The organism is Polycyclovorans algicola TG408 (assembly GCF_000711245.1).
Classification (GTDB): domain Bacteria; phylum Pseudomonadota; class Gammaproteobacteria; order Nevskiales; family Nevskiaceae; genus Polycyclovorans; species Polycyclovorans algicola.
The window spans coordinates 551,743-570,944 of record NZ_JOMH01000001.1 but is presented as its reverse complement, the minus strand read 5'-3'; the positions used below and the strand labels follow the sequence as shown (position 1 = coordinate 570,944).

19 protein-coding genes and 1 tRNA gene are annotated in these 19,202 nt (G+C 64.1%); 9 read left to right on the top strand and 11 right to left on the bottom strand.

Annotation, left to right across the window (positions count from 1 at the left end):
* The first annotated feature begins 277 nt into the window (after positions 1–277).
* From U741_RS0102755 to U741_RS0102745, 3 genes are read left to right on the top strand one after another with little or no spacing between them, the layout of a single operon-like run.
* Positions 278–1,279, top strand: a complete 1,002-nt coding sequence (locus U741_RS0102755; protein ID WP_029888966.1) for a Fic family protein — start codon at positions 278–280, stop codon at positions 1,277–1,279.
* Positions 1,280–1,337: 58 nt separating this feature from the next.
* Positions 1,338–4,451 carry a type I restriction endonuclease subunit R gene (locus tag U741_RS0102750; RefSeq protein WP_029888965.1) on the top strand — a complete coding sequence of 1,038 codons (3,114 nt, stop codon included), beginning with the start codon at positions 1,338–1,340 and terminating at the stop codon, positions 4,449–4,451.
* 2 nt (positions 4,452–4,453) lie between these two features.
* Complete coding sequence (locus tag U741_RS0102745) at positions 4,454–5,176, top strand: M48 family metallopeptidase (protein ID WP_029888964.1); 723 nt, start codon at positions 4,454–4,456, stop codon at positions 5,174–5,176.
* 111 nt (positions 5,177–5,287) lie between these two features.
* Here U741_RS0102745 and U741_RS0102740 read toward each other — a convergent pair.
* A tRNA-Phe gene (locus U741_RS0102740) sits at positions 5,288–5,363 on the bottom strand.
* 136 nt (positions 5,364–5,499) lie between these two features.
* Between U741_RS0102740 and U741_RS0102735 the strand changes: the two genes are divergently transcribed.
* The gene (locus U741_RS0102735) at positions 5,500–6,105 is read left to right on the top strand and encodes an LON peptidase substrate-binding domain-containing protein (RefSeq protein ID WP_029888963.1); all 606 of its coding nucleotides are present in this window, start codon (positions 5,500–5,502) and stop codon (positions 6,103–6,105) included.
* Between the two features lie 112 nt (positions 6,106–6,217).
* On the opposite strand, the gene U741_RS19395 is transcribed toward U741_RS0102735, so the two are convergent.
* Both U741_RS19395 and U741_RS0102725 read right to left on the bottom strand, forming a co-directional pair.
* On the bottom strand, positions 6,218–6,385 hold the full coding sequence (locus U741_RS19395) for a hypothetical protein (protein ID WP_161776102.1): 168 nt from the start codon (positions 6,383–6,385) through the stop codon (positions 6,218–6,220).
* A gap of 66 nt (positions 6,386–6,451) precedes the next feature.
* Entirely contained in the window at positions 6,452–7,102 is a 651-nt protein-coding gene (locus U741_RS0102725; protein ID WP_043110175.1) for a glutathione S-transferase family protein, read from the bottom strand.
* A 254-nt stretch (positions 7,103–7,356) separates the two neighbouring features.
* Between U741_RS0102725 and U741_RS0102720 the strand changes: the two genes are divergently transcribed.
* Together U741_RS0102720 and U741_RS0102715 are read left to right on the top strand one after the other, a co-directional pair.
* Entirely contained in the window at positions 7,357–8,052 is a 696-nt protein-coding gene (locus U741_RS0102720; protein ID WP_029888961.1) for an MBL fold metallo-hydrolase, read from the top strand.
* A gap of 4 nt (positions 8,053–8,056) precedes the next feature.
* Positions 8,057–9,775 (top strand): SulP family inorganic anion transporter, encoded by a 1,719-nt coding sequence (locus tag U741_RS0102715; protein ID WP_029888960.1) that lies wholly within the window; start codon positions 8,057–8,059, stop codon positions 9,773–9,775.
* 19 nt (positions 9,776–9,794) lie between these two features.
* Here U741_RS0102715 and U741_RS0102710 read toward each other — a convergent pair whose 3' ends face one another.
* From U741_RS0102710 to U741_RS0102695, 4 genes are read right to left on the bottom strand one after another with little or no spacing between them, the layout of a single operon-like run.
* Entirely contained in the window at positions 9,795–10,520 is a 726-nt protein-coding gene (locus U741_RS0102710; RefSeq protein ID WP_235200010.1) for an SIR2 family NAD-dependent protein deacylase, read from the bottom strand.
* On the bottom strand, positions 10,517–10,690 hold the full coding sequence (locus U741_RS0102705; protein WP_029888958.1) for a rubredoxin: 174 nt from the start codon (positions 10,688–10,690) through the stop codon (positions 10,517–10,519). The genes U741_RS0102710 and U741_RS0102705 overlap by 4 nt, the downstream gene beginning before the upstream one ends.
* 13 nt (positions 10,691–10,703) lie before the next feature.
* A complete protein-coding gene (locus U741_RS0102700) occupies positions 10,704–11,603 on the bottom strand; it encodes a fatty acid desaturase (RefSeq protein ID WP_052378432.1) in 900 nt (299 codons plus the stop codon).
* The gene (locus U741_RS0102695; RefSeq protein ID WP_029888956.1) at positions 11,600–12,226 is read right to left on the bottom strand and encodes a TetR/AcrR family transcriptional regulator; all 627 of its coding nucleotides are present in this window, start codon (positions 12,224–12,226) and stop codon (positions 11,600–11,602) included. The genes U741_RS0102700 and U741_RS0102695 overlap by 4 nt, the downstream gene beginning before the upstream one ends.
* Before the next feature lie 115 nt (positions 12,227–12,341).
* On the opposite strand from U741_RS0102695, the gene U741_RS0102690 reads away from it, so the two are divergent.
* Together U741_RS0102690 and U741_RS19390 are read left to right on the top strand one after the other, a co-directional pair.
* Positions 12,342–14,372, top strand: coding sequence for a sensor histidine kinase (locus U741_RS0102690; protein ID WP_029888955.1), 2,031 nt, complete (start codon positions 12,342–12,344; stop codon positions 14,370–14,372).
* Positions 14,369–14,827: a response regulator gene (locus U741_RS19390; protein ID WP_052378431.1), complete on the top strand. Its 459-nt coding sequence runs from the start codon at positions 14,369–14,371 to the stop codon at positions 14,825–14,827. Before U741_RS0102690 ends, U741_RS19390 begins: the two co-directional genes overlap by 4 nt.
* Here U741_RS19390 and U741_RS0102680 read toward each other — a convergent pair.
* The gene (locus U741_RS0102680; protein ID WP_052378430.1) at positions 14,807–16,126 is read right to left on the bottom strand and encodes an MFS transporter; all 1,320 of its coding nucleotides are present in this window, start codon (positions 16,124–16,126) and stop codon (positions 14,807–14,809) included. The two genes, U741_RS19390 and U741_RS0102680, sit on opposite strands and share 21 nt — an antisense overlap.
* A gap of 139 nt (positions 16,127–16,265) precedes the next feature.
* Between U741_RS0102680 and U741_RS0102675 the strand changes: the two genes are divergently transcribed.
* Positions 16,266–16,547: a DUF427 domain-containing protein gene (locus U741_RS0102675; protein WP_029888952.1), complete on the top strand. Its 282-nt coding sequence runs from the start codon at positions 16,266–16,268 to the stop codon at positions 16,545–16,547.
* Between the two features lie 99 nt (positions 16,548–16,646).
* Here the strand turns inward: U741_RS0102675 and U741_RS0102670 are convergent, their stop codons facing one another.
* The 3 genes from U741_RS0102670 to egtB form a co-directional block, all read right to left on the bottom strand.
* The gene (locus U741_RS0102670) at positions 16,647–16,853 is read right to left on the bottom strand and encodes a DUF3185 family protein (RefSeq protein WP_029888951.1); all 207 of its coding nucleotides are present in this window, start codon (positions 16,851–16,853) and stop codon (positions 16,647–16,649) included.
* Between the two features lie 67 nt (positions 16,854–16,920).
* Positions 16,921–17,898 (bottom strand): L-histidine N(alpha)-methyltransferase, encoded by a 978-nt coding sequence (egtD, locus tag U741_RS0102665; RefSeq protein WP_029888950.1) that lies wholly within the window; start codon positions 17,896–17,898, stop codon positions 16,921–16,923.
* Positions 17,895–19,166 (bottom strand): ergothioneine biosynthesis protein EgtB, encoded by a 1,272-nt coding sequence (gene egtB, locus U741_RS0102660; RefSeq protein WP_029888949.1) that lies wholly within the window; start codon positions 19,164–19,166, stop codon positions 17,895–17,897. The genes egtD and egtB overlap by 4 nt, the downstream gene beginning before the upstream one ends.
* Between the last annotated feature and the right edge of the window lie 36 nt (positions 19,167–19,202).

Sequence of the window (19,202 nt, the reverse complement as noted above, 5' to 3'; positions counted from 1 at the left end):
GGGCAGATTCAGTCGGCCAATTTGAGATGACGAAGCTTGCTCGTCTGGTCCAGCAGCGTGCGCTCCAGCTTGGCAACAGGCTGGCCGGTTTCGATGGCCGTGGAGCTGGCCACCGTCTGCACCCGCGCAGCCCGGCTGGGGCGCTTCAGGGGTTCAGTGTTTGGCTTGACAGGTTTGATGGGGCGGGGCGCACGGCAGCGCACTGCAACTGGGGCCTTCACTCTAGGGCAGCGTGCGCACCTGCGCGTTTTTGCCTGCCAGTGCGAATGCGCTGCCCATGAAAGCGCCGTACTCGCCGCCCTTTACCGTGACCGCCCGCATGGTGTCGCAGATTGCATCCATCGCCGAGCAGGTGGGCCGGTTGACCGCAGCCCAGGGCATGGCGGTGCGGCTGCGGCGCATCAATCGTATTCGCACCATTCAGGGCTCACTGGCCATTGAGGGCAATACGCTCAGTGAAGCGCAGATCACCGCCATCCTCGGCGGCAAGCCGGTGATCGCCCCGCCGCGTGAGGTGCTGGAAGCGCGCAATGCGCTCAAGGCCTACGAGCAGCTTGGGCAGTGGCAACCGGCGCAGGAACAACACCTGCTGGCCGCGCACAACTGCCTGATGCAGGGCCTGGTGGATGACGCCGGTCGCTACCGCCAGGGCGGTGTGGGCGTGATGCAGGGCGACCAGGTGATGCACATGGCACCACCGGCCAGCCGGGTGCCGCGGCTGATGCGCGATCTGCTGGGCTGGCTGGCCACGACCGACCAGCATCCGCTCATCGCCAGCAGCGTGTTTCATTACGAGTTTGAGTTTATTCACCCGTTCAGCGACGGCAACGGCCGCATGGGACGGCTGTGGCAAACGCTGATGCTCAGCCGCTGGAACCCGGTGATGGCCTATGTGCCGGTGGAGAGTCTGGTGCACGCGCAACAGGCGGGTTACTACGCGGCGCTGAATGCCAGCACCCGGCAAAGCGATTGCGCGGTGTTCATCGAGTTCATGCTGGGCTGTCTGCAACAAGCCATCAGTGCCGCAAGCGCGGTAGAGCCGTTGGTCAAAGTGAAGGTGAAAACGCGGGCGAAAGCGCCGGTGAAAAAGCAGGCGTCCACGCCCGAGCGGGTACTGGCCGCCCTGAAAAAGGCACCGACGCTGACGTTGGCCGAGGTGGCGGCGCAGCTTGGTTTATCGACCAGCGCAGTCGAGCGTGCGGCGCGCAGCCTGCGCGAGCGCGGCCGGTTGCGGTACGTTGGCCCGCAAAAGGGTGGCCACTGGGAGGTGTTGCCATGAACACTGCACCTCGCCGCGCACCTGCGCGCCGGTCAGTGCGCTTGTTGGAAAGCGCCGCATGAATCGCATTGGCCAAGCCGAGCGGGTCACGCAAAACCGCGTGCTGGCGCTGTTCCGGGATGAGCTGGGCTATCGCTACTTGGGCGACTGGACGGATCGCGACAACAACAACGTCGAAGAATCGCTGCTGAGCCCCTGGCTTGTGGCGCGCGGTCACAGTCCGGCGCAGGTCAGCATGGCGTTGCACCGCCTGCGCACCGAGGCGGGTCGGCACGACCGCAGCCTTTACGGCAACAACCAGGCGGTGTACGGGCTGCTGCGCTACGGCGTGCCGGTGAGAACCGAGGCCGGCCAGGTCACCGAGCTGGTGCACCTGATCGATTGGCAACACCCGGAACGCAATGACTTTGCCGTGGCCGAGGAGGTCACCCTCAAGGGCGGTCACGAACGGCGGCCCGACGTTGTGTTGTACGTGAACGGCATCGCCATCGGCGTGTTGGAGCTGAAGAACAGCCGCGTGTCGCTGAGTGATGGCATTCGCCAGAACTTGTCGAACCAGCGGCCGGAGTTCAACGCGTGGTTCTTCTCGACCGTGCAGTTCGTGTTTGCCGGCAACGATTCCGAAGGCTTGCAGTACGGCACCATCGGCACGCCGGAAAAGATGTTCCTGCGCTGGAAAGAGGACGAGGCCGACAACACGCGCTTCAAGCTCGACAAATACCTGCTGAAGATGTGCGACAAGAGCCGCCTGCTGGACCTGATGCAGCACTTTGTGCTGTTTGATGGCGGCATCAAGAAGCTGCCGAGGGTGCATCAGTACTTCGGCATCAAGGCGGCGCAGCAGCATGTGCGCGAGCGGCGCGGCGGCATCCTCTGGCATACCCAGGGCAGTGGCAAAAGCATCGTCATGGTGCTGCTGGCGCGCTGGATACTGGAGCACAACCCGCAGGCGCGGGTGGCCATCATCACCGACCGTGACGAGCTGGATAAGCAGATCCACCGCGTGTTCACCGATGCCGGGGAGGCTATGCAGCGCAGCCGCAGCGGCCGGGACTTGATGACGCAGTTGGCCAACCCCAGCCCGCGCCTGATGTGCTCGCTGGTGCACAAGTTTGGCAAGCGCGACGTGGCCGACTTTGAGGGCTTCATCAAAGAGCTAGAGGCACAGCCGAGCACCACGGTGGGGGAGGTGTTCGTGTTTGTCGACGAATGCCACCGCACCCAGAGCGGCAAGCTGCACCGCACCATGAAGGCCATGCTGCCCAACGCCGTGTTCATCGGCTTTACCGGCACGCCGCTGCTGGCACAGGACCGGCAAAGCAGCCTGGAGGTTTTTGGCCACTACATCCACACCTACAAGTTCAGCGAGGGCGTGGAAGACGGTGTGGTGCTGGATCTGATCTACGAGGCGCGCGACATCGACCAGCGTCTGGGCTCTCCAGAGCATATCGACGCGTGGTTCGAGGCCAAGACGCGCGGCCTGAACGGCTGGCAGAAGGCCGAGCTGCGCGCCCAGTGGGGCACGATGCAGCGGGTGCTCAGTTCGCGCTCGCGCATGGATCGGGTGGTGAGCGACATCCTGTTCGACTTTGGGGTGAAGCCGCGCCTGTCCAACAGCCGGGGCAACGCCATTCTGGTGGCCAGCAGCATCTTCGAGGCGTGCAAGTACTTCACGCTGTTGCAGAAGACGCCGTTCAAGGGGCGCTGTGCGGTGGTGACGTCTTACAACCCCATGACGAAGGACGTCACACTGGAGGAGACCGGCGCCAATACCGAGAGCGACAAGCAGTTCATCTACAACACCTACATCGAGCTGCTCAAGGACGTGGCGCCGGCACCGGGCAAGAGCGCCACCGAAACCTTTGAGGAACAGGCCAAGCATCTGTTTGCCAACGAGCCGGCCAACATGAAGCTGTTGGTGGTGGTGGACAAGTTGCTCACCGGCTTTGATGCGCCGCCCTGCACGTATCTGTACATCGACAAGAAGATGCAGGACCACGGGCTGTTTCAGGCCATTTGCCGCACCAACCGGCTGGACGGTGATGACAAGGACTTCGGCTACATCGTCGACTACAAGGACCTGTTCAAGAAGGTTGAGAACGCCATCGCGGTGTACACCGCCGAGCTGGATCACAGCGCCGGGGGTGCCGAGCCCGAGGTGCTGTTGCAGGATCGGCTGAAGAAGGGCCGCGAACGCCTGGATGCCGCCATCGAAACGCTGGAGCTGCTGTGTGAGCCGGTGCAGCCGCCCAAGGGCGAGCTGGAGTACATGCACTACTTCTGCGGCAACGTCGAGATCGCGACCGACCTGGCCGAGCGGGAGCCGCAGCGCGCGGCGCTCTACAAGGCCACCGTGGCACTGGTGCGCGCCTACGCCAACATCGCCGACGAACTGGATGCGGCGGGGTACACGCCGGGCGACACAGAGCGGATCAAGCGCCAGCTCAAGCACTACGTGGACGTGCGCGAGATCGTGCGCCGGGCCAGCAGCGAGACGCTGGATCTGAAGGCCTTCGAGGCCGATATGCGGCACCTGATCGACACGTACATCGAGGCCGATCAGCCCAGAAAGATTTCCCCATTCGACAACATGGGGCTGCTGGAGCTGATCGTAAAAACCGGCATTGGCGAAGCCATTGCCCAGCAGTTAGGCGGCATGAAAGGCAACAAGACCGCCATCGCCGAGACCATCGAAAACAACGTGCGCAGCAAGATCGTCAAGGAGCAAACCAGCGACCCGGCGTTCTACGAAAAGATGTCGGCGCTGCTGGACGAGATCATCCGCTTTCGCAAGGAACAGGCCGACGAGTACGAGGCCTACCTGCACCGCATCGCCGAGTTGGCCAAGAAGATCGAGGCTGGCCACGACGAAACGCTGCCCACCCAACTGGACAGCGCTGGCAAGCGCGCGCTCTACAACAACCTGCTGGCGAATCTGCCATCACGCTTAGCGGCTCAGGAGACGCCGCCGGATTACGACGGCAAGCCCGCTGACGAGGCCTTGGCGCTGGCGTTGAGGCTGGACGCGACCATTCGCACGGCACGGTTTGATGGCTGGCGCGGCGTGCAGGCCCGCGAGCAGGCCATCAAGGCCGCGATGTACGAGGTGCTGAATGATGTCAACGAGGTTGAGCGGCTGTTTCTCATCATCGCCGCGCAGCCCGAGTACTGAGGATGGAGGCGCTCGAGCTTGGGGATGTCTCGGTGGACGTGGTTCGCAAGAACATCAAGAACCTTCATCTGAGCGTGCACCCCCCGACCGGCCGGGTGACCATCGCCGCGCCCGCCCGCATGAGCCCGGACGCCATTCGCGTATTTGCCATTTCCAAGCTGGGGTGGATACGGCGGCAGCGGACCAAGCTGAGCGCCCAGCTTCGCGAGACCCCGCGCGAGTACATTGACAGGGAAAGCCATTACCTTTGGGGTCGCCGTTACCTGCTCACGGTGCAGGAGCGTGATCAGGCGCCTGCCGTCATCCGGCGGCACAACCGCCTCGTCCTTGGTGTTCGCCCAGGCGCGGATGTCGAGACGCGGGCGCAGGTGATGGCGCGCTGGTACCGCGACCAGATTCGCGAGGCGTTACCGGCGCTGCTCGACAAGTGGCAGCCCGTGATGGGCGTGGCATGCAACCGCGTGCTCATCCAGAAGATGAAGACGCAGTGGGGAAGCTGCAACGCCGCCACACGCAACATCCGGCTGAACACCGAACTCGCCAAGAAGCCGCCGGAGTGCCTGGAGTACGTGCTGGTGCACGAGCTGACTCATCTGCGGGAACCGACACATGGGGAGCGCTTCGTCGCGCTCCTGGAGGCTCAACTGTCAGGTTGGCGCTCGGCGCGGGCGTTGCTCAATGCCGCGCCGCTGGCGCACGAGGATTGGGCGAGATCTGACCGTTAGCGATCAAACAACCCTCAGATTGGAACGCTGCCTTCTTTGGCAGCATCAACACCGGGAGGGCACCAACAAAGCCACTGAGGCGCGCGATCAGATCGTAAGTGCTTGATTTAATGGTGGCCAAGGACGGAATCGAACCGCCGACACGAGGATTTTCAATCCTCTGCTCTACCGACTGAGCTACTTGGCCATTTGGGACGCGCTTCGCGTGGACCGCGAAGGGGCGCGTATTAAAGCCGCGCGCGGGGGTGGCGTCAAGCTCGCTCAACACCCGAGTGACGATGAGGCCGGGTAAGGTGCACGTCCCCAAACCGCCCGACCGGGTCATGACCGACACCACCGAAATTCCTTTATTCCCACTGGGCAACCCGTTGTTTCCTGCCGGGCGTCTGCAGCTGAACATTTTCGAGCCGCGTTACCTGCAGATGGTTGCCGAGTGCCTGGCGCAGAACAGCGTATTCGGCGTGTGCCTGATTGAAGGCGGGTTCGAAGTTGGCGCGCCGGCCATTCCGGCGCTGCTGGGGTGCAGCGCGCGCATCATCGAGTCGGCGCAACCCGACGCTGACCGTTACCTGTTGTTGGCGCGCGGCGAGTCACGCTTTCGCATTCTCGAGCGCTGGACTCTGGACTCCGGCCTGATCATGGGCCGGGTGGCGTGGATTGATCCACCCGACCCCATGCCGCTGCCCGAGCGTTACGCCCCGCTGGCGGCGCTGCTGCGCCAACTGTCGGACACGCTTGGGGACGATGCGCCGTTGCCGCGCCCGTTCCGGCTGGACGACGCCGCGTGGGTGGGTTACCGCTGGGCCGAACTGCTCAACGTCACGCCCGAGCGTCGCCAACGCTGGTTGACCTGTGACGAACCACTGAAGGTGCTCGACGAGGTCACCGCAGAGTTGCAGCGGCAGTCGTCGGGGTCGGATGAGGCTTAGCCGTGATCTCTCAACCGGTTGTCCAAGGAGCCGCTCCGGTGGACGCTGAGGTTGCCGACTTGGCAACTGAAGAAGGCAGTGCCGCGTGGACATGGATGGCAATGCCTCGCTTTCACCTCGAGGTCGAGCGGCGATGGTTGCGTGCCGGTTCAACCTGCACCGGCGCTTCGGCGTCATCGCCCGTCACCACCAAATTGATCCGAAACAAGATGGCGAAGAACTGTCCGTAGCAGACGGCGCCGCAGACCCGAGTGATGATGCGGCCGGTAACGGTGCTCACGCTGTTGGATCGCGTGCTGGCCCGGCATGCCGATATCGGGCGGCATGACGGGCCGGCGATGACCTTTTACCCTTTCATCTTTGCCTGTTCCGCGGCCGGATGAAGGCTGCCGGCGGCGCTGGGGCGGGCGTCCATGCGTTTGAACCAGGCGTTCAGGTTGCTCAGCGACGGGTCCAGCGGCTGGCCGACGCTGTTGGCGAAGTCGAGGCAGCAGTACAGCGCCAAGTCGACCAGCCGGATGTCATCGCCGCTGACGAACGGCTTGCCCGCCATCAGGCCATCGAGCCACTGCAGATTTTCCTTGCCAATGGTCTTTAGCCCATCGGCCGCTTCGGGCAGGCAGCGGACGCGGTCCTTGAACAGCGGCAAGCCCTCGGCGTAGCGGAAGCCGTTGTAGATGGCCTCGGTGATGTTCAGTTCGACGCGGCGCTGCCACATGCGCGACACGGCTTTTTCTTCCGGCGACTTGCCGACCAGCGACTTGCCCGGATTGACCTCATCGAGGTACTCGCAGATGGCGATGGTTTCGGCAATCACGGCGCCGTTGTCGAGCTCCAGCGACGGCAGCTGCCCGGCAGGGTTCTTGCGCTTGTAATCGGCCTGGCGGTTTTCGCCGCCCATCAGGTCGTGCTCCTGCATGTCGAGCGTGATGCCTTTTTCGAGCGCAAACATGCGCACCATGCGCGGGTTGGGGCCAAACGAGTTCAACAGCTTCATGGGGTCTCCTCAAATGGGTTTTGATGTCGCCGCGCAGTGCACGGAGCCTGCGAATGTTGCGCGCTGCGCCGGACGCTGCCAACGACCCGAATGGGTCGGTCACTGGGTCGTGACAGAGGTACGTCAGCGACAGGTTCGACGACCCCGATATTGACGCGCGACGCCTTCCGGCGTAATCTTATTTCACTTAAGGAATATCGATATTCTTTTTGGTTATCTAAGGTTTCCGGTACAGACCCTCACAAGGCATTTCCATGATCTTCCGCCAGTTTTTTGACCCGGTTTCAAGCACGTACACCTACCTGTTGGCGTCCGGCCACGGCCGCGAAGCGGTGCTCGTCGACCCGGTCAAGGAGCAGGCACACCACTATTTGGCCGCCATCGAGGCGCTGGATCTGAAGCTGGTCAAGGCCATTGACACGCACACCCACGCCGACCACATCACCGCGCTGGGCGACCTGCGCGACGCCACCGGCTGCGTCACCATCATGGGTCAGTTCACCAAGGCCGAATGCGTGTCGACGCAGGTGCGCGAGGGCGAAGTAATCGACGTCGACGGCCTCAAGCTCAAGGCCCTGTACACGCCCGGCCACACCGACGAATCGTTCAGTTTCGTGCTGAACCCCGCCGCGCCCGAAGGCGTCTTTACCGGCGACGTGCTGCTGATTCGCGGCAGCGGCCGCACCGACTTCCAGGGCGGCGATCCCCACAAGAGTTGGGATTCGATCGTCAACAGGTTGTTCAAGCTGCCGGACGACACACTGGTGTGGGCCGGACACGACTACAAGGGCTGGATGACCTCCAGCATCGGCGAAGAGAGGCGTCATAACCCGCGACTGGCCGGTAAAACCGAGGCCGAGTACGTGGACATTATGCGCAACCTGAACCTGCCCAACCCTAAGCTGATGGACATTGCCGTGCCGGCCAATCTGGCCTGCGGGCGCAACTGACCCCGTGCGTATTTCGCCGCTGCTGGCCGACCTGCGCCACGGCGGCTTGCCGGGGTTGGGCGCCGACACGCTGGCGGGGACGATTACCGCCATCCTGCTGATCCCGCAGGCGTTGGCCTATGCGCTGCTCGCCGGGCTGCCGCCGCAGATCGGCCTTTACGCCAGCGTCCTGCCGGTGATTGCTTACGCCCTGCTGGGCTCAAGCCGCACCTTGGCCGTGGGACCTGTCGCCGTGGCGGCGGTGATGGTCAGCTCGGCGCTCACCGCCTATGCCGGCGACGACGTCGACAAATACCTGACCGGCGCACTGCTGCTGTCGGCGCTGACCGGCGTCATGCTGCTGGCCATGGCCGCGCTGCGACTGGGCTGGCTGGCCAACTTCATCAGCCACCCGGTGTTGTCGGGCTTCACCACGGCTGCGGCAATCACCATCATCGGCACGCAGATTCCGGCACTCACCGGCCTCAGCGTGGCGCGTGACGCGTTGCCGTTCGAGCTGCTGACGCACCTGGCCGAGCAATGGCGACAGATCAACCCGGCCGAGCTGGCGTGGGGCGTCGCGGCGCTGATGTTGTTGGTGCTGGCGCGCCAGCCTTTGGTGAAGACGCTCACGCGCGTCGGCGTGGCGAAAAACACCGCCGCGATTCTCAGCCGCACCGCGCCACTGGTGCTGGTGATCATCGCCACGCTGCTGTCGACCCTGCTCGACACCGAAGCCCGCCACGGGGTACGCGTGGTCGGCGCCATTCCGCAGGGCATTCCCCTGCCGACGCTGGGCTTTATTGCGTCCGACGGCTGGATGGCCTTGCTGCCGTCGGCGGCGATGATCGCCGTGGTCGGCTATATCGAGAGCATTTCGGTGGCCAAGGTGCTGGCCTTTCGCCGCCGCGAGCGCATCGACCCTGATCGCGAACTGCTGGCGTTGGGCGGTGCCAATCTTGCCGCCGCGTTTGCCGGCGCGATGCCGGTGGCCGGCGGCTTTGCACGCTCGATGGTCAACTTCGACGCCGGCGCACGCACGCAACTGGCGGCCATCGTCACCGCGGTGTGGGTGGCGCTGGGCGCGTTCTTTTTTACTGGCTTGATCGCGGCGCTACCCAAGTCGGTGCTGGCGGCGTTGATTGTGGTGGCGGTTTGGCAGTTGATTGACCTGCACCACCTGCGCCTGACCTGGGCCTTTGATCGCACCGATGGCGTCGCGCAGGTCGTGACCATCGTCGGCGTGCTGGTGCTGGGCATCGAACCCGGCCTGCTGCTCGGCGCTGGCACCGCCCTGGCGCTGTTCCTGTATCGCACCAGCCGCCCGCATATCGCGGTGGTGGGGCGCATGGCCGGCAGCGAGCACTTTCGCAACATTCGCCGCCACCCGGTGCAGACCTTTCCCGGCGTGCTGCTGCTGCGCGTCGACGAGAGCCTGTACTTCGCCAACGCGCCGTTCGTTGAGAACGAACTGCAGACACGCATCCTCGAAACCCCCAACCTGCGCGCCGTCGTGCTGATCATGTCGGGCGTCAATGGCGTCGATTCCAGCGGTCTGGAAGTGCTCACCGGCATCGAACGGGTGCTGGCCGAGACCGGCGTGGCCCTGCATCTGGCCGAGGTCAAGGGCCCGGTGATGGACCGCCTCGCCAAAACCGACCTGCTGCGCAAGCTTGCGCCTGCGCACATTCACCTGTCGGCACAGGATGCGGTCAATGCCGTCGTTGGCGGGCCGCAGGGCTAGGGTGAGCCGCGCGACCCGGTCATCGAGAAAGGGGCAGCAACGCCGGCAGCGCGACAGAGGCGGGCTGACGGATCACCTGCTCGAACAGGTCACTCATGTCGCTGGCCTCGGGATTGATCTCGACCAAGCGAACGCCCATCTCTCTGGCGAACGGTAAAAACCCCGCTGCGGGATACACCGAGGCGGTGGTGCCGACCGCCACCAGCCACTGCGATGCGGCGATCAGCCGCATGGCGGCATCGAACACCGCGCCATCCACCTGGTCTTCGAACCAGGTGACGTCGGGCCGCAGCCAGCGCCCACACAAGGCGCAGTGACGGGTGACCAAGTTGGCGCCGGCGCGGTCATCACTGAGGCCGTGCGCCGCGCAGCGCATGCGCCAGATGGAGCCGTGCAGTTCAGCAGCGACGGCCACCCCGGCCCGTTGCAGCATGCCGTCGATGTTCTGCGTGACCACGCTCACCTGTCCTGGGTAACGCGCCTGCAAGGCGGCGATGTGCGCGTGTCCGGCGTGGGGGGCGCAGGCCAGCAGGCCTGCGCGGCGCTGCTCATGAAAGTCGAGCACCACGCCGGGCTGCCGGTCAAAAGCGCGCTGGCAGGCGACCTCCCGGTAGTTATATTGGCCCCAGATACCCCCGGCGCCGCGATAGGTCGGGACCCCGCTTTCGGCGCTCATCCCGGCGCCGATGAACAGACACACCCGATCGCCGCCGTCGAGGTCGATCCGCTTGCCGGGGAAGGTCACTCGTCGAGGTCGTAATCCGACTTCGCGGCCCCGCATTCGGGACAGATCCAGTCGTCGGGAATGTCATCAAAGCGCGTGCCGGGTGCAATGCCGCTGTCGGGGTCGCCCAAGGCCTCGTCATACACGTGAGAACAGTAGCGGCAACGATAGCGGCGGGTGGCGGTGCTCATGGCGGCTCCTTCGTTAGCCCGCGCCAGATGCGGGATAAATCTTCGGGTGTATGCGGAAATCGTGCTGGATCGCGAGCTCACGTTGGCGCAATTCCGGCTCCAGCAAGGTCCAGACTTTTCGATTGTTGAGGAATGGCGTCATCGGATACAGGTGGTGAATCAGATGATAGTTCTGGCATTGCAGCAGTGGGCTGAGCAGCCATTCATGACCGATGCGCACGGCGGTCGCGCGGGTCAGGTTGTCTTCCTGACGCGTGTCGTGCGGCACGTGCGGCAGCCAGAAAAAGCTGAAGCCCAGCGTCAGAAAAATGATGCGCGACGGAATGAACCACAACATCAGCACATGCCAGCCATACCCGCTGGCGATGAGCCCACCGAACACAAGGCCGGTCGCTGCCGTGAGCCACAGCGAGGTCATCAGATAACGCTGCGACACCTTGTCGCGATAACGAATCGTGTGAATCAGATACAGCAGGTCAATCGCCATCCAGCGGAACGGCAAGGTCCACGCCGCGCCGTGCAGCACGATGTCGGGGTCTTTCGGGCCGCTGGTGAAACGGTGATGCAGGATGTGCGCCCAGCGGAACAGGCGCAGGTCGACGTACGGCGCGCCCAGGAACACCGCCGTCTGACCGATGAAGTCGTTGAGCCGCGTGTTCGTCGAGATCGCGCGATGTATCGCGTCATGAACCACGGTGAAGGCGTAGTAGCCGATGACCGAGTTGATGATCATCGCCGCCCACAGCGGCAGCACACCCAGGAAGGCGAGGGCGTCTGAACTGATGTAAACGCTCATCACCAGCGCCCAAATGCCCACCACCGGCCACGACACTTTGGGCGCCGAGGTGAGCTGCTTGAAGCGGGCTTTGCGTTCGGGGCTCAGGCCCGACAGGTCAAGGGCTTGGGCACTCATGGCGGTGCTTCGGCAGCGGTGCTTTTGAGCATCAGTTGCATCAAGGGGTCCAGCAGGGTGGTCATGTCATGGCCGTGCACCAACTGACCGGCCACATGCAGCGTCATCAGGCCGTGCAACGACACCCAGAACAGGTGCGTGAGCGCGCGCGCCTCCCCTTCCAAGTCCCCGGTGTCGATGGCGCGCTGCACGACATCGGTGGCGTGATCGAACAGGTGCCGCCGCGCTGCCAATAATTCGGGGTAACGGCTCGGCGGCGGCTGTTCGAGGCTGAAGATCAGCAGATAGTCGTCCGGGTGTTCGCTCACGAAGCCCACGTAGGCCGCCGCCACTTCCCGAATCTGCTGCATGGGCGGGGCACCCGCAGTTTCGCGGGCCCGCACAAAGTCGTCGAAGTGTTGGGTGCAGGCGACGCGCATCGCCACCAGGACCGCTTCCTTGTTGCGGAAGTAGCGGTAGGGCAGCGTGTGGCTGATGCCTGCCGTGTCGGCAAGCCGGCGAAAGGTGATCGCCTCCAGCCCCTCGCTGCGATACAGCGCCAGCGCCAGCGTCACCAGTCGTTTGCGGGTGGCGTCGACAACATCGTCGGTCAGTTGCGGGCGGGCCATGCGTAGATTGAACATTGTTTATTTAACATCGTCAACCCCTGCAGAGTGCGCGCCGTTCAGCCATCCCCCGATCAGGGGACATACACCCCCCGCGAGGGCTCTACTATGCTGATCGGGATTGGGGAATCACGTGAATCAAGGGACGTCCGAAACGGCGGAGGCGCGCGGCACCGCAGCGCAACTTCGCTACTACTCACAGTTTCTGTACCGCTATGTTTTCGCGGCGCTGCTGTTCACCTACATGCACGTGCAGGGCATCACGCCGGGCGTGTTCACTCAAGACCAGATTGCGGCCGCCATGCTCGGCTATGTGCTGGCGGTGGCGGCGGTCATGGTCGCGGCACGTGGCCAGCGGCTGTCGCTGGGGCTGCAGCGGACGCTGGTGCTGCTGGACCTGACCGCCTTCGTCATTGGCGTGCCGCACGATCCCAACCCGGGCATGCCCGCCGCCTTCGCGTTCTATCTGGCCTACGCCGATCTGGGCCTGCGCTACCGCCTGCAGCTCTATATCGATGCCATGAAGATGGGGGCGGTGGCGCTGACCCTGGTGCTGGTGATGCGCGCGTTTTACACCGAGGCCGGCCTGCACTACGCGGACATGTGGCAGGCGTTGCTGCTGGTCATCATCGTGTTGCACGGCCTGCAGGTGTTTGCCGGACGCGAGCGCGCGCGGCAGCAAATCCGCGAATCGCAGGACCGCCTGACCCTGGCACTGAGCGCCCCCGGCGTCGGGGCCTGGGCGTCACGGTCGGCGCTCGACGAGTTGGTGGTCGACGGTCAAATCCGCGAGGCGCTGGGGCTGCAAAGCGTCGAATTCAACAACCGCATGCTGCGGTATCTGGATTACATCCACCCCGACGACCGCGACCGGGTCATTGAGCGCTACAGAGCGTTCATCAAATCGCCGGCCATCGATTACGAGGACAGCTACCGAATCATCAGGCCCAACGGCGCCGAGGGTTTCATCTGCTCCCGGGCCCGCGCCGAGCGTGACGAAGATGGCCGCGCCATCAGCGTTGCCGGCATGGTCTGGGACCTGAGTGCCGAGCACGCCCGCCAGCAGAGTCTGGCGCGCATCGAAGAGCGCTATCGCATCGCGACCCAGTCGGCCCAGGTGGCGGTCTGGATGCTCTACTGCAACGAAAACCGCTTTGAGCACGACAGCAACACACCCGAGCTGCTCAACCTGCCCCGCGACACGCCCATCGCCACCCTTGACGAAGTGCTGGCCCGGCTGCACCCCGATGACCAGGCGCCTTTCGCCCAGCAGATCGCCATGGCGGCGCAAGGCGACGATCGTGAGTTCTTCGGGGAGGTGCGCGTGGTGGCTGGCGACAACCACAGTCGCGTGTTGCAAATTCGCGCCAGCATCGAGCGGGATGCCAGCGGTGCCGCGATCCGCATCGCCGGTGCGAGTTGGGATGCCACGCAACTGGTTCGGGTGCGGCAGGACCTGGAACGCTCCAACCGTGACCTTGATGACTTTGCCTACATCGCCTCGCACGACCTGAAGGAACCGCTGCGCGGCATCGCCAGCTATGCCACGTATCTGGAGCAGGACTACGCGCCACAGCTCGACTCGGCCGGTCGCGCGATGGTGCAGCGGATCAAGCAGCAAACCACGCGAATGGAGGGCTTGATCAACGACCTGCTCACCATTTCCCGTATCGGCCGCACCACCTTGACCCTGGCGCCGGTCGATCTGAATGTTCTGGTTCGCGACGTGCTCGAATCGCTGGAGTTTCTGCTGCACGAGCACCAGGTCGACGTTCGCCTGAGCAGCAAGCTGCCGGTGTGGACATGCGATGCCGTCCGGGTTCGCGAGCTGATGCGAAACCTGATCGTGAACGCCGCCAAGTACAACGACAAATCGGCCCGCTGGATCGAGATTGGCCACACCGGTCACGGGTTGACCACCCGCTTTTTTGTGCGCGACAACGGCATCGGGATTCACCCCGATCAGCAGGGCCGCATCTACACGCTGTTCGAGCGCCTGCACCGCCGCGATGCCTATGGCGGCGGCAGCGGCGTCGGGCTGACGATCGTGAAGAAAATCGTGCTGCGACACGGCGGCGACATCTGGCTGGATTCCGCGCCCGGCCAGGGCAGCACCTTCTGGTTCACCCTTCCCCCGCAACGCCCTGCAGGAGCGACGCCTTGACGCCTGACACCATCCTGTTGATCGACGACAACCCCGACGACTATTTCGCCATTCAGCGGTGCCTGCAGCAGGCGGGCCTGGCCAACCCGCTGGCGCACATCGACGAACCGGGAGTCGGCCTTTCGCGGCTGCGCGAAGCCGCTGCCCATGACCGCCTGCCGACGCTGGTGCTGCTGGACATCAACATGCCGGGCATGAGCGGCACCGAGCTGCTGGCCGAGCTGCGCGGCGATCCGCGCATGGCGTGGCTGCCGGTGGTGATGCTTACCTCGTCGAACGATGATCGCGACGTGCTGGCCGCGTTCAACGGCCGCGCCAACGCATGGATCAACAAGCCGCTGGATTACGACGGCCTGCTGCTGGCCCTGAACAAAATCCGCTCACACCAGGTCGAGCGCATCGATCACCCTGGGGCAAGGCTCCACCACAGCCTGTCAATCCGCCGCGCCCAGTGACGTCTTCGAGGTCTCGGGCACGAATTTCACGGCCAGCATGCCGATCAGTATCGAGCCGAACATGTACGCCGAGATCGAAGCCGAAGTGCCGGTGAGCTGCATCAGCGTTGTGGCGATGATCGGCACAAACGCACCGCCCACCAAGGTGCCCACCTGGTACGACACCGAGTTTCCGGTGTAGCGCAGCCGCGTCGGAAAAAGCTCCGAGAGCATCGCCGCAATCGGTGAATACATGGCCGACATCGACACCGCCAACAAAGTCATGCCCAGCGCCATTAGCCATGGCTCGCGGGTGTCCAGCAGCCAGAACAGCGGGAAGACCATCGCCAGTCCGCTCCACGCGCCCCAAAGGTAGACGCGGCGCCGCCCGTAGCGGTCCGAGCCGGCGGCGAACACCAGGGTCAGCACCAGCCATACCGCCGACGACCAGAGCACCAGCCCGATCATCAGGGGGCGGCTGACGCCCAGTTGGGTGACGCCGTACGACAGCAGGTAGGCGATCATGACGTAGCCAATCATCGCCGGCGCCGACATCGTCAGACCGCCGGCCAGCACGGACTTCCAGTGCGACCGCAGCACCGCCGCCACCGGTACGCGCTCGGCGGTTTTTGACGCCTTGGCTTTGGCCTCGGCGAAGACCGGGGTTTCTTCCAGCCTGAGGCGAATCACCAGCCCGACGATCACCAGCACCGAACTCAGCAGAAACGGAACGCGCCAACCCCAGGTCATGAAGTGCTCTGGCGGCACGAAGGTGACCACCGACAGGAACGCCAGATTGGCCAGAATCAGCCCGGCCGGGGTTCCGATTTGCACAAAACCCCCGTAAAGGCCACGGCGGTTTGGCGGCGCGTACTCCACCGCCATCAGCACCGCGCCGCCCCACTCACCGCCCACGCCGATGCCCTGGAAGATGCGCAGCACCACCAAGAGAATTGGCGCCCAGATCCCGATCTGCGCATAGGTCGGCAACAGGCCAATCACAATGGTGGCGATGCCCATGCACAACAGGCAGAACACCAGCATCGCCTTGCGGCCGATGCGGTCTCCGAAGTGACCGACGATGACGCCGCCCAAAGGCCGCGCCAGAAACCCCACCGCAAAGGTTGAAAACGCCGCGAGGGTGCCGGCAAAGTCCGAAACGTTGGGGAAGAACAGCGGACCAAAGACCAAGGCTGCCGCCGAGGCATAGATGAAAAAGTCATACCACTCGAAGGTGGTGCCAATGAAGCTGGCCGCCACCACCTTGCGTGCTTGCCGCGCCTTCTCGACCGACACCGATGCGGATGACGGACTGCTCATGTTGATTCCCCTGGCACATCACATTTTGGTTGACGCTGATCAGACAGCGTTCGTTTTGTCGCGCAGGAGCCTAGCGTAATTGCCACAGGCCGGACATCGGCTACGGTAGCGCCTGTTCCCGCGTCCACAGGATTGACCCATGAAAGCGATTTGGAATGACGTTGTAATTGCCGACAGCGACGACACCGTGGTGGTGGAGGGCAACCATTACTTCCCGATGGACGCCGTCAACCCGCAACACATCGCGGCGTCGCCGCACCAGACCGTCTGTGGCTGGAAAGGCACCGCGCACTATTTCGATGTGGTGGCAGACGGCCAGGTCAACGCCAACGCCGCGTGGTTTTATCCCGAGCCGAAGGATGCGGCCGCGTCGATTGGCAATCGGGTGGCGTTTTGGAAAGGTGTTCGGGTCGGGCCATAGGGTCTGCCCGTGAAGCCGCTCGACAGCAGGCGGGTTCGATGGAAGCGACCGCACAAAAAAGCCCCGCCGTAGCGGGGCTTTTCATGGCGAACTCCGGTCTTACTTTTTGCCGAAGATCAGCAGTGCCAGACCGGCCGCAGCGGACACGCCGCCACCCACGAGATAGAGCATCGTGTTGTCGGTGAACTTGCCGGTCACGCCTTCGACCATCTGTTCGCCCAGGCTTTCGGTGGCGTTAAAGCCGAAGTAAAGCGCGATCAGGCCCCCGACCAGCAGCACCAGGCCCAGTAGTTTCGAAACGCCCATATCCCTCTCCTTGGTTTGGTTTTGTGCGCCGTGCATTGCATTGCAGCGACGGCGCAGTGTGCAGTAGCTAGCTGAACGTCAGGTGTTGCAGCATCACCAGAGAAAACCATTGGTTGGGGTCGGTCCAGGTGCGGGTCACGCGCAGCCCTGCGGTAGTCGCCATGTCGGCAAAGTCCTGCGGGGCGTACTTGCAGCTGTACTCCACCTGCATCGCCTCGCCTTCGGCAAAGCGGACGGGCTGGCCTTCGAACATCACCTCCTGGGCGCACTGGCTGACCAGCGCGGTTTCGATACGGCCCATCTCGGCGTTGTAATGGGCGCGGTGGGCGAATTGGTGCAGGTCGAAGTCGGTCCCCAACTCGCGGTTCAGGCGGGTGAGCAGATTCAGCGTGAAAGCGGCCGTCACGCCGGCGGCATCGTTGTAGGCCGCCTCGATCAGCGCGGGCTCTTTTTGCAGGTCGATGCCGACCAGTGCCGCGCCGTTTTCGCCCATGTCGGCATGCATCACCTTGAGCAACTTGATGGCTTGCGCACGCTCAAAGTTGCCGAGCGTCGAACCGGGAAAAAAGATCAACACCCGCTGCGGTTGCCGCTGCGGCACGGGCATTTGCAGCGGCTGATTGAAGTCGGCACACAGGGGCATCAGCTCAAGCTCGGGGAAGCGCGCCTGCAATTGATCGACACTGCCGCTGAGCGCGCTCGGCGAGATCTCGATGGGCACGAACGCCACCGGGTCGTGCAGGGCGGCCAGCAGCAATTCGGTCTTGATGCCGCTGCCGCTGCCAAATTCCACCACCAGCGCGCCGGGCCCCACCGCGTCTGCAATGTGGGCCGCCTCGGCCTCCAGCAGCGCCAGCTCGGTGCGCGTCAGGTAGTACTCCGGCTGCTCGCAGATCTGCTCGAACAGCTCGGAGCCCTGCGTGTCGTAAAAATATTTGGACGGCAGGCGCTTGGGGGTTTGGGCGAGGCCGGCGCGAACGTCGGCGCGCAGCTGCGCGCGCGCGTCGGCCGGCGGATCAAAGTGGGTGTTGGCGGCGTCGTTCATCGGTCTTGGGCCAGTCGCAGGCCGCTGAACTGCCAGCGGTCCGGCGGCATGAAAAAGTTGCGGTAGCTGGCGCGCACGTGGTTCTCGGGCGTGGCGCAGGAGCCGCCGCGCAACACGAACTGACCGCACATGAACTTGCCGTTGTACTCACCCAGTGCGCCGGGTAAAGGCTGGTAGCCGGGATAGGCGGTGAACGGGCTGGCGGTCCATTCCCACACATCGCCGAACAACTGTTGGAAGCCGCTGCCGGTTGCCGCCGCGCGCGGGTGGTAGTGCCCGGTATCCGCAAAACCACCGGCCACCGCTTGACCGGCGGCGGCCACTTCCCACTCGGCTTCGGTCGGCAGGCGGGCACCGGCCCAGCGGGCAAAGGCCTCGGCTTCGAAATAGCTGACGTGGCAGACCGGCGCATTCGGGTCCAGCGGTTGCCGCCCGGCCAGTGTGAACGCGGTTTCAAGATCGTCGGACCAGTAAAGCGGATGCATCCAAGCCTGTTGCTGCACGGTGGTCCAGCCTGCCGACAACCACAGCAGCGGATTGCGATACCCCCCGTCTTCAATGAAGGCCCGGTACTCCCCGTTGGTCACCGGCCGGTTGGCGAGGGCATGCGGGTGCAGCAGTGTTGGGTGGCGCGGCGTTTCGCAGTCAAAGGCGAAACCATCACCGTCATGACCGATGTGATGAATACCCTCGATCCCGTTGATGAATTGCAGCGGCAGCGCCGCAGAGACCCCCTGCAACGGCGCGGGCTTAAACGCCGGTTCCAGCGGATTCAGGGAGAACAGATGCTTGATGTCGGTCAGCAGCAACTCCTGATGCTGCTGCTCGTGGTGCAGGCCCAGGGTGATCCGCCGCAGCAGCTCGGGGTCGTCACTGCGCGCGAGCAGATCGCCGATGCGGGCCTCAACCTCGTGACGATAGGCCAGCACTTCGTCGAAGCCCGGGCGTGACAACAGGCCGCGCTGAGGCCTGGCGTGCATCGGCCCCACGCTCTGGTAATAAGAGTTGAACAGGTAGTCCCAGCGTGGATGCACCGGCACGTAACCCGCCTCAGCGCCAAGCACGAACTGCTCGAAGAACCAGGTGGTGTGCGCCAGGTGCCACTTGGCTGGGCTGGCATCGGGCATCGACTGCAAGGCGGCGTCTTCGGCGCTGAGGCCAGCGGCCAGCAAACGGCTGCGGGCGCGCACCGCCCGAAACTTTGCGAGCAGGGATTGTGCCGGGGCCGCCACTGACGGCGCCTGCAAATGGCATGGGACGTCAAGCATGGAAGGCTGATTTCGGTGTGCAAAAAATGAAGTCGC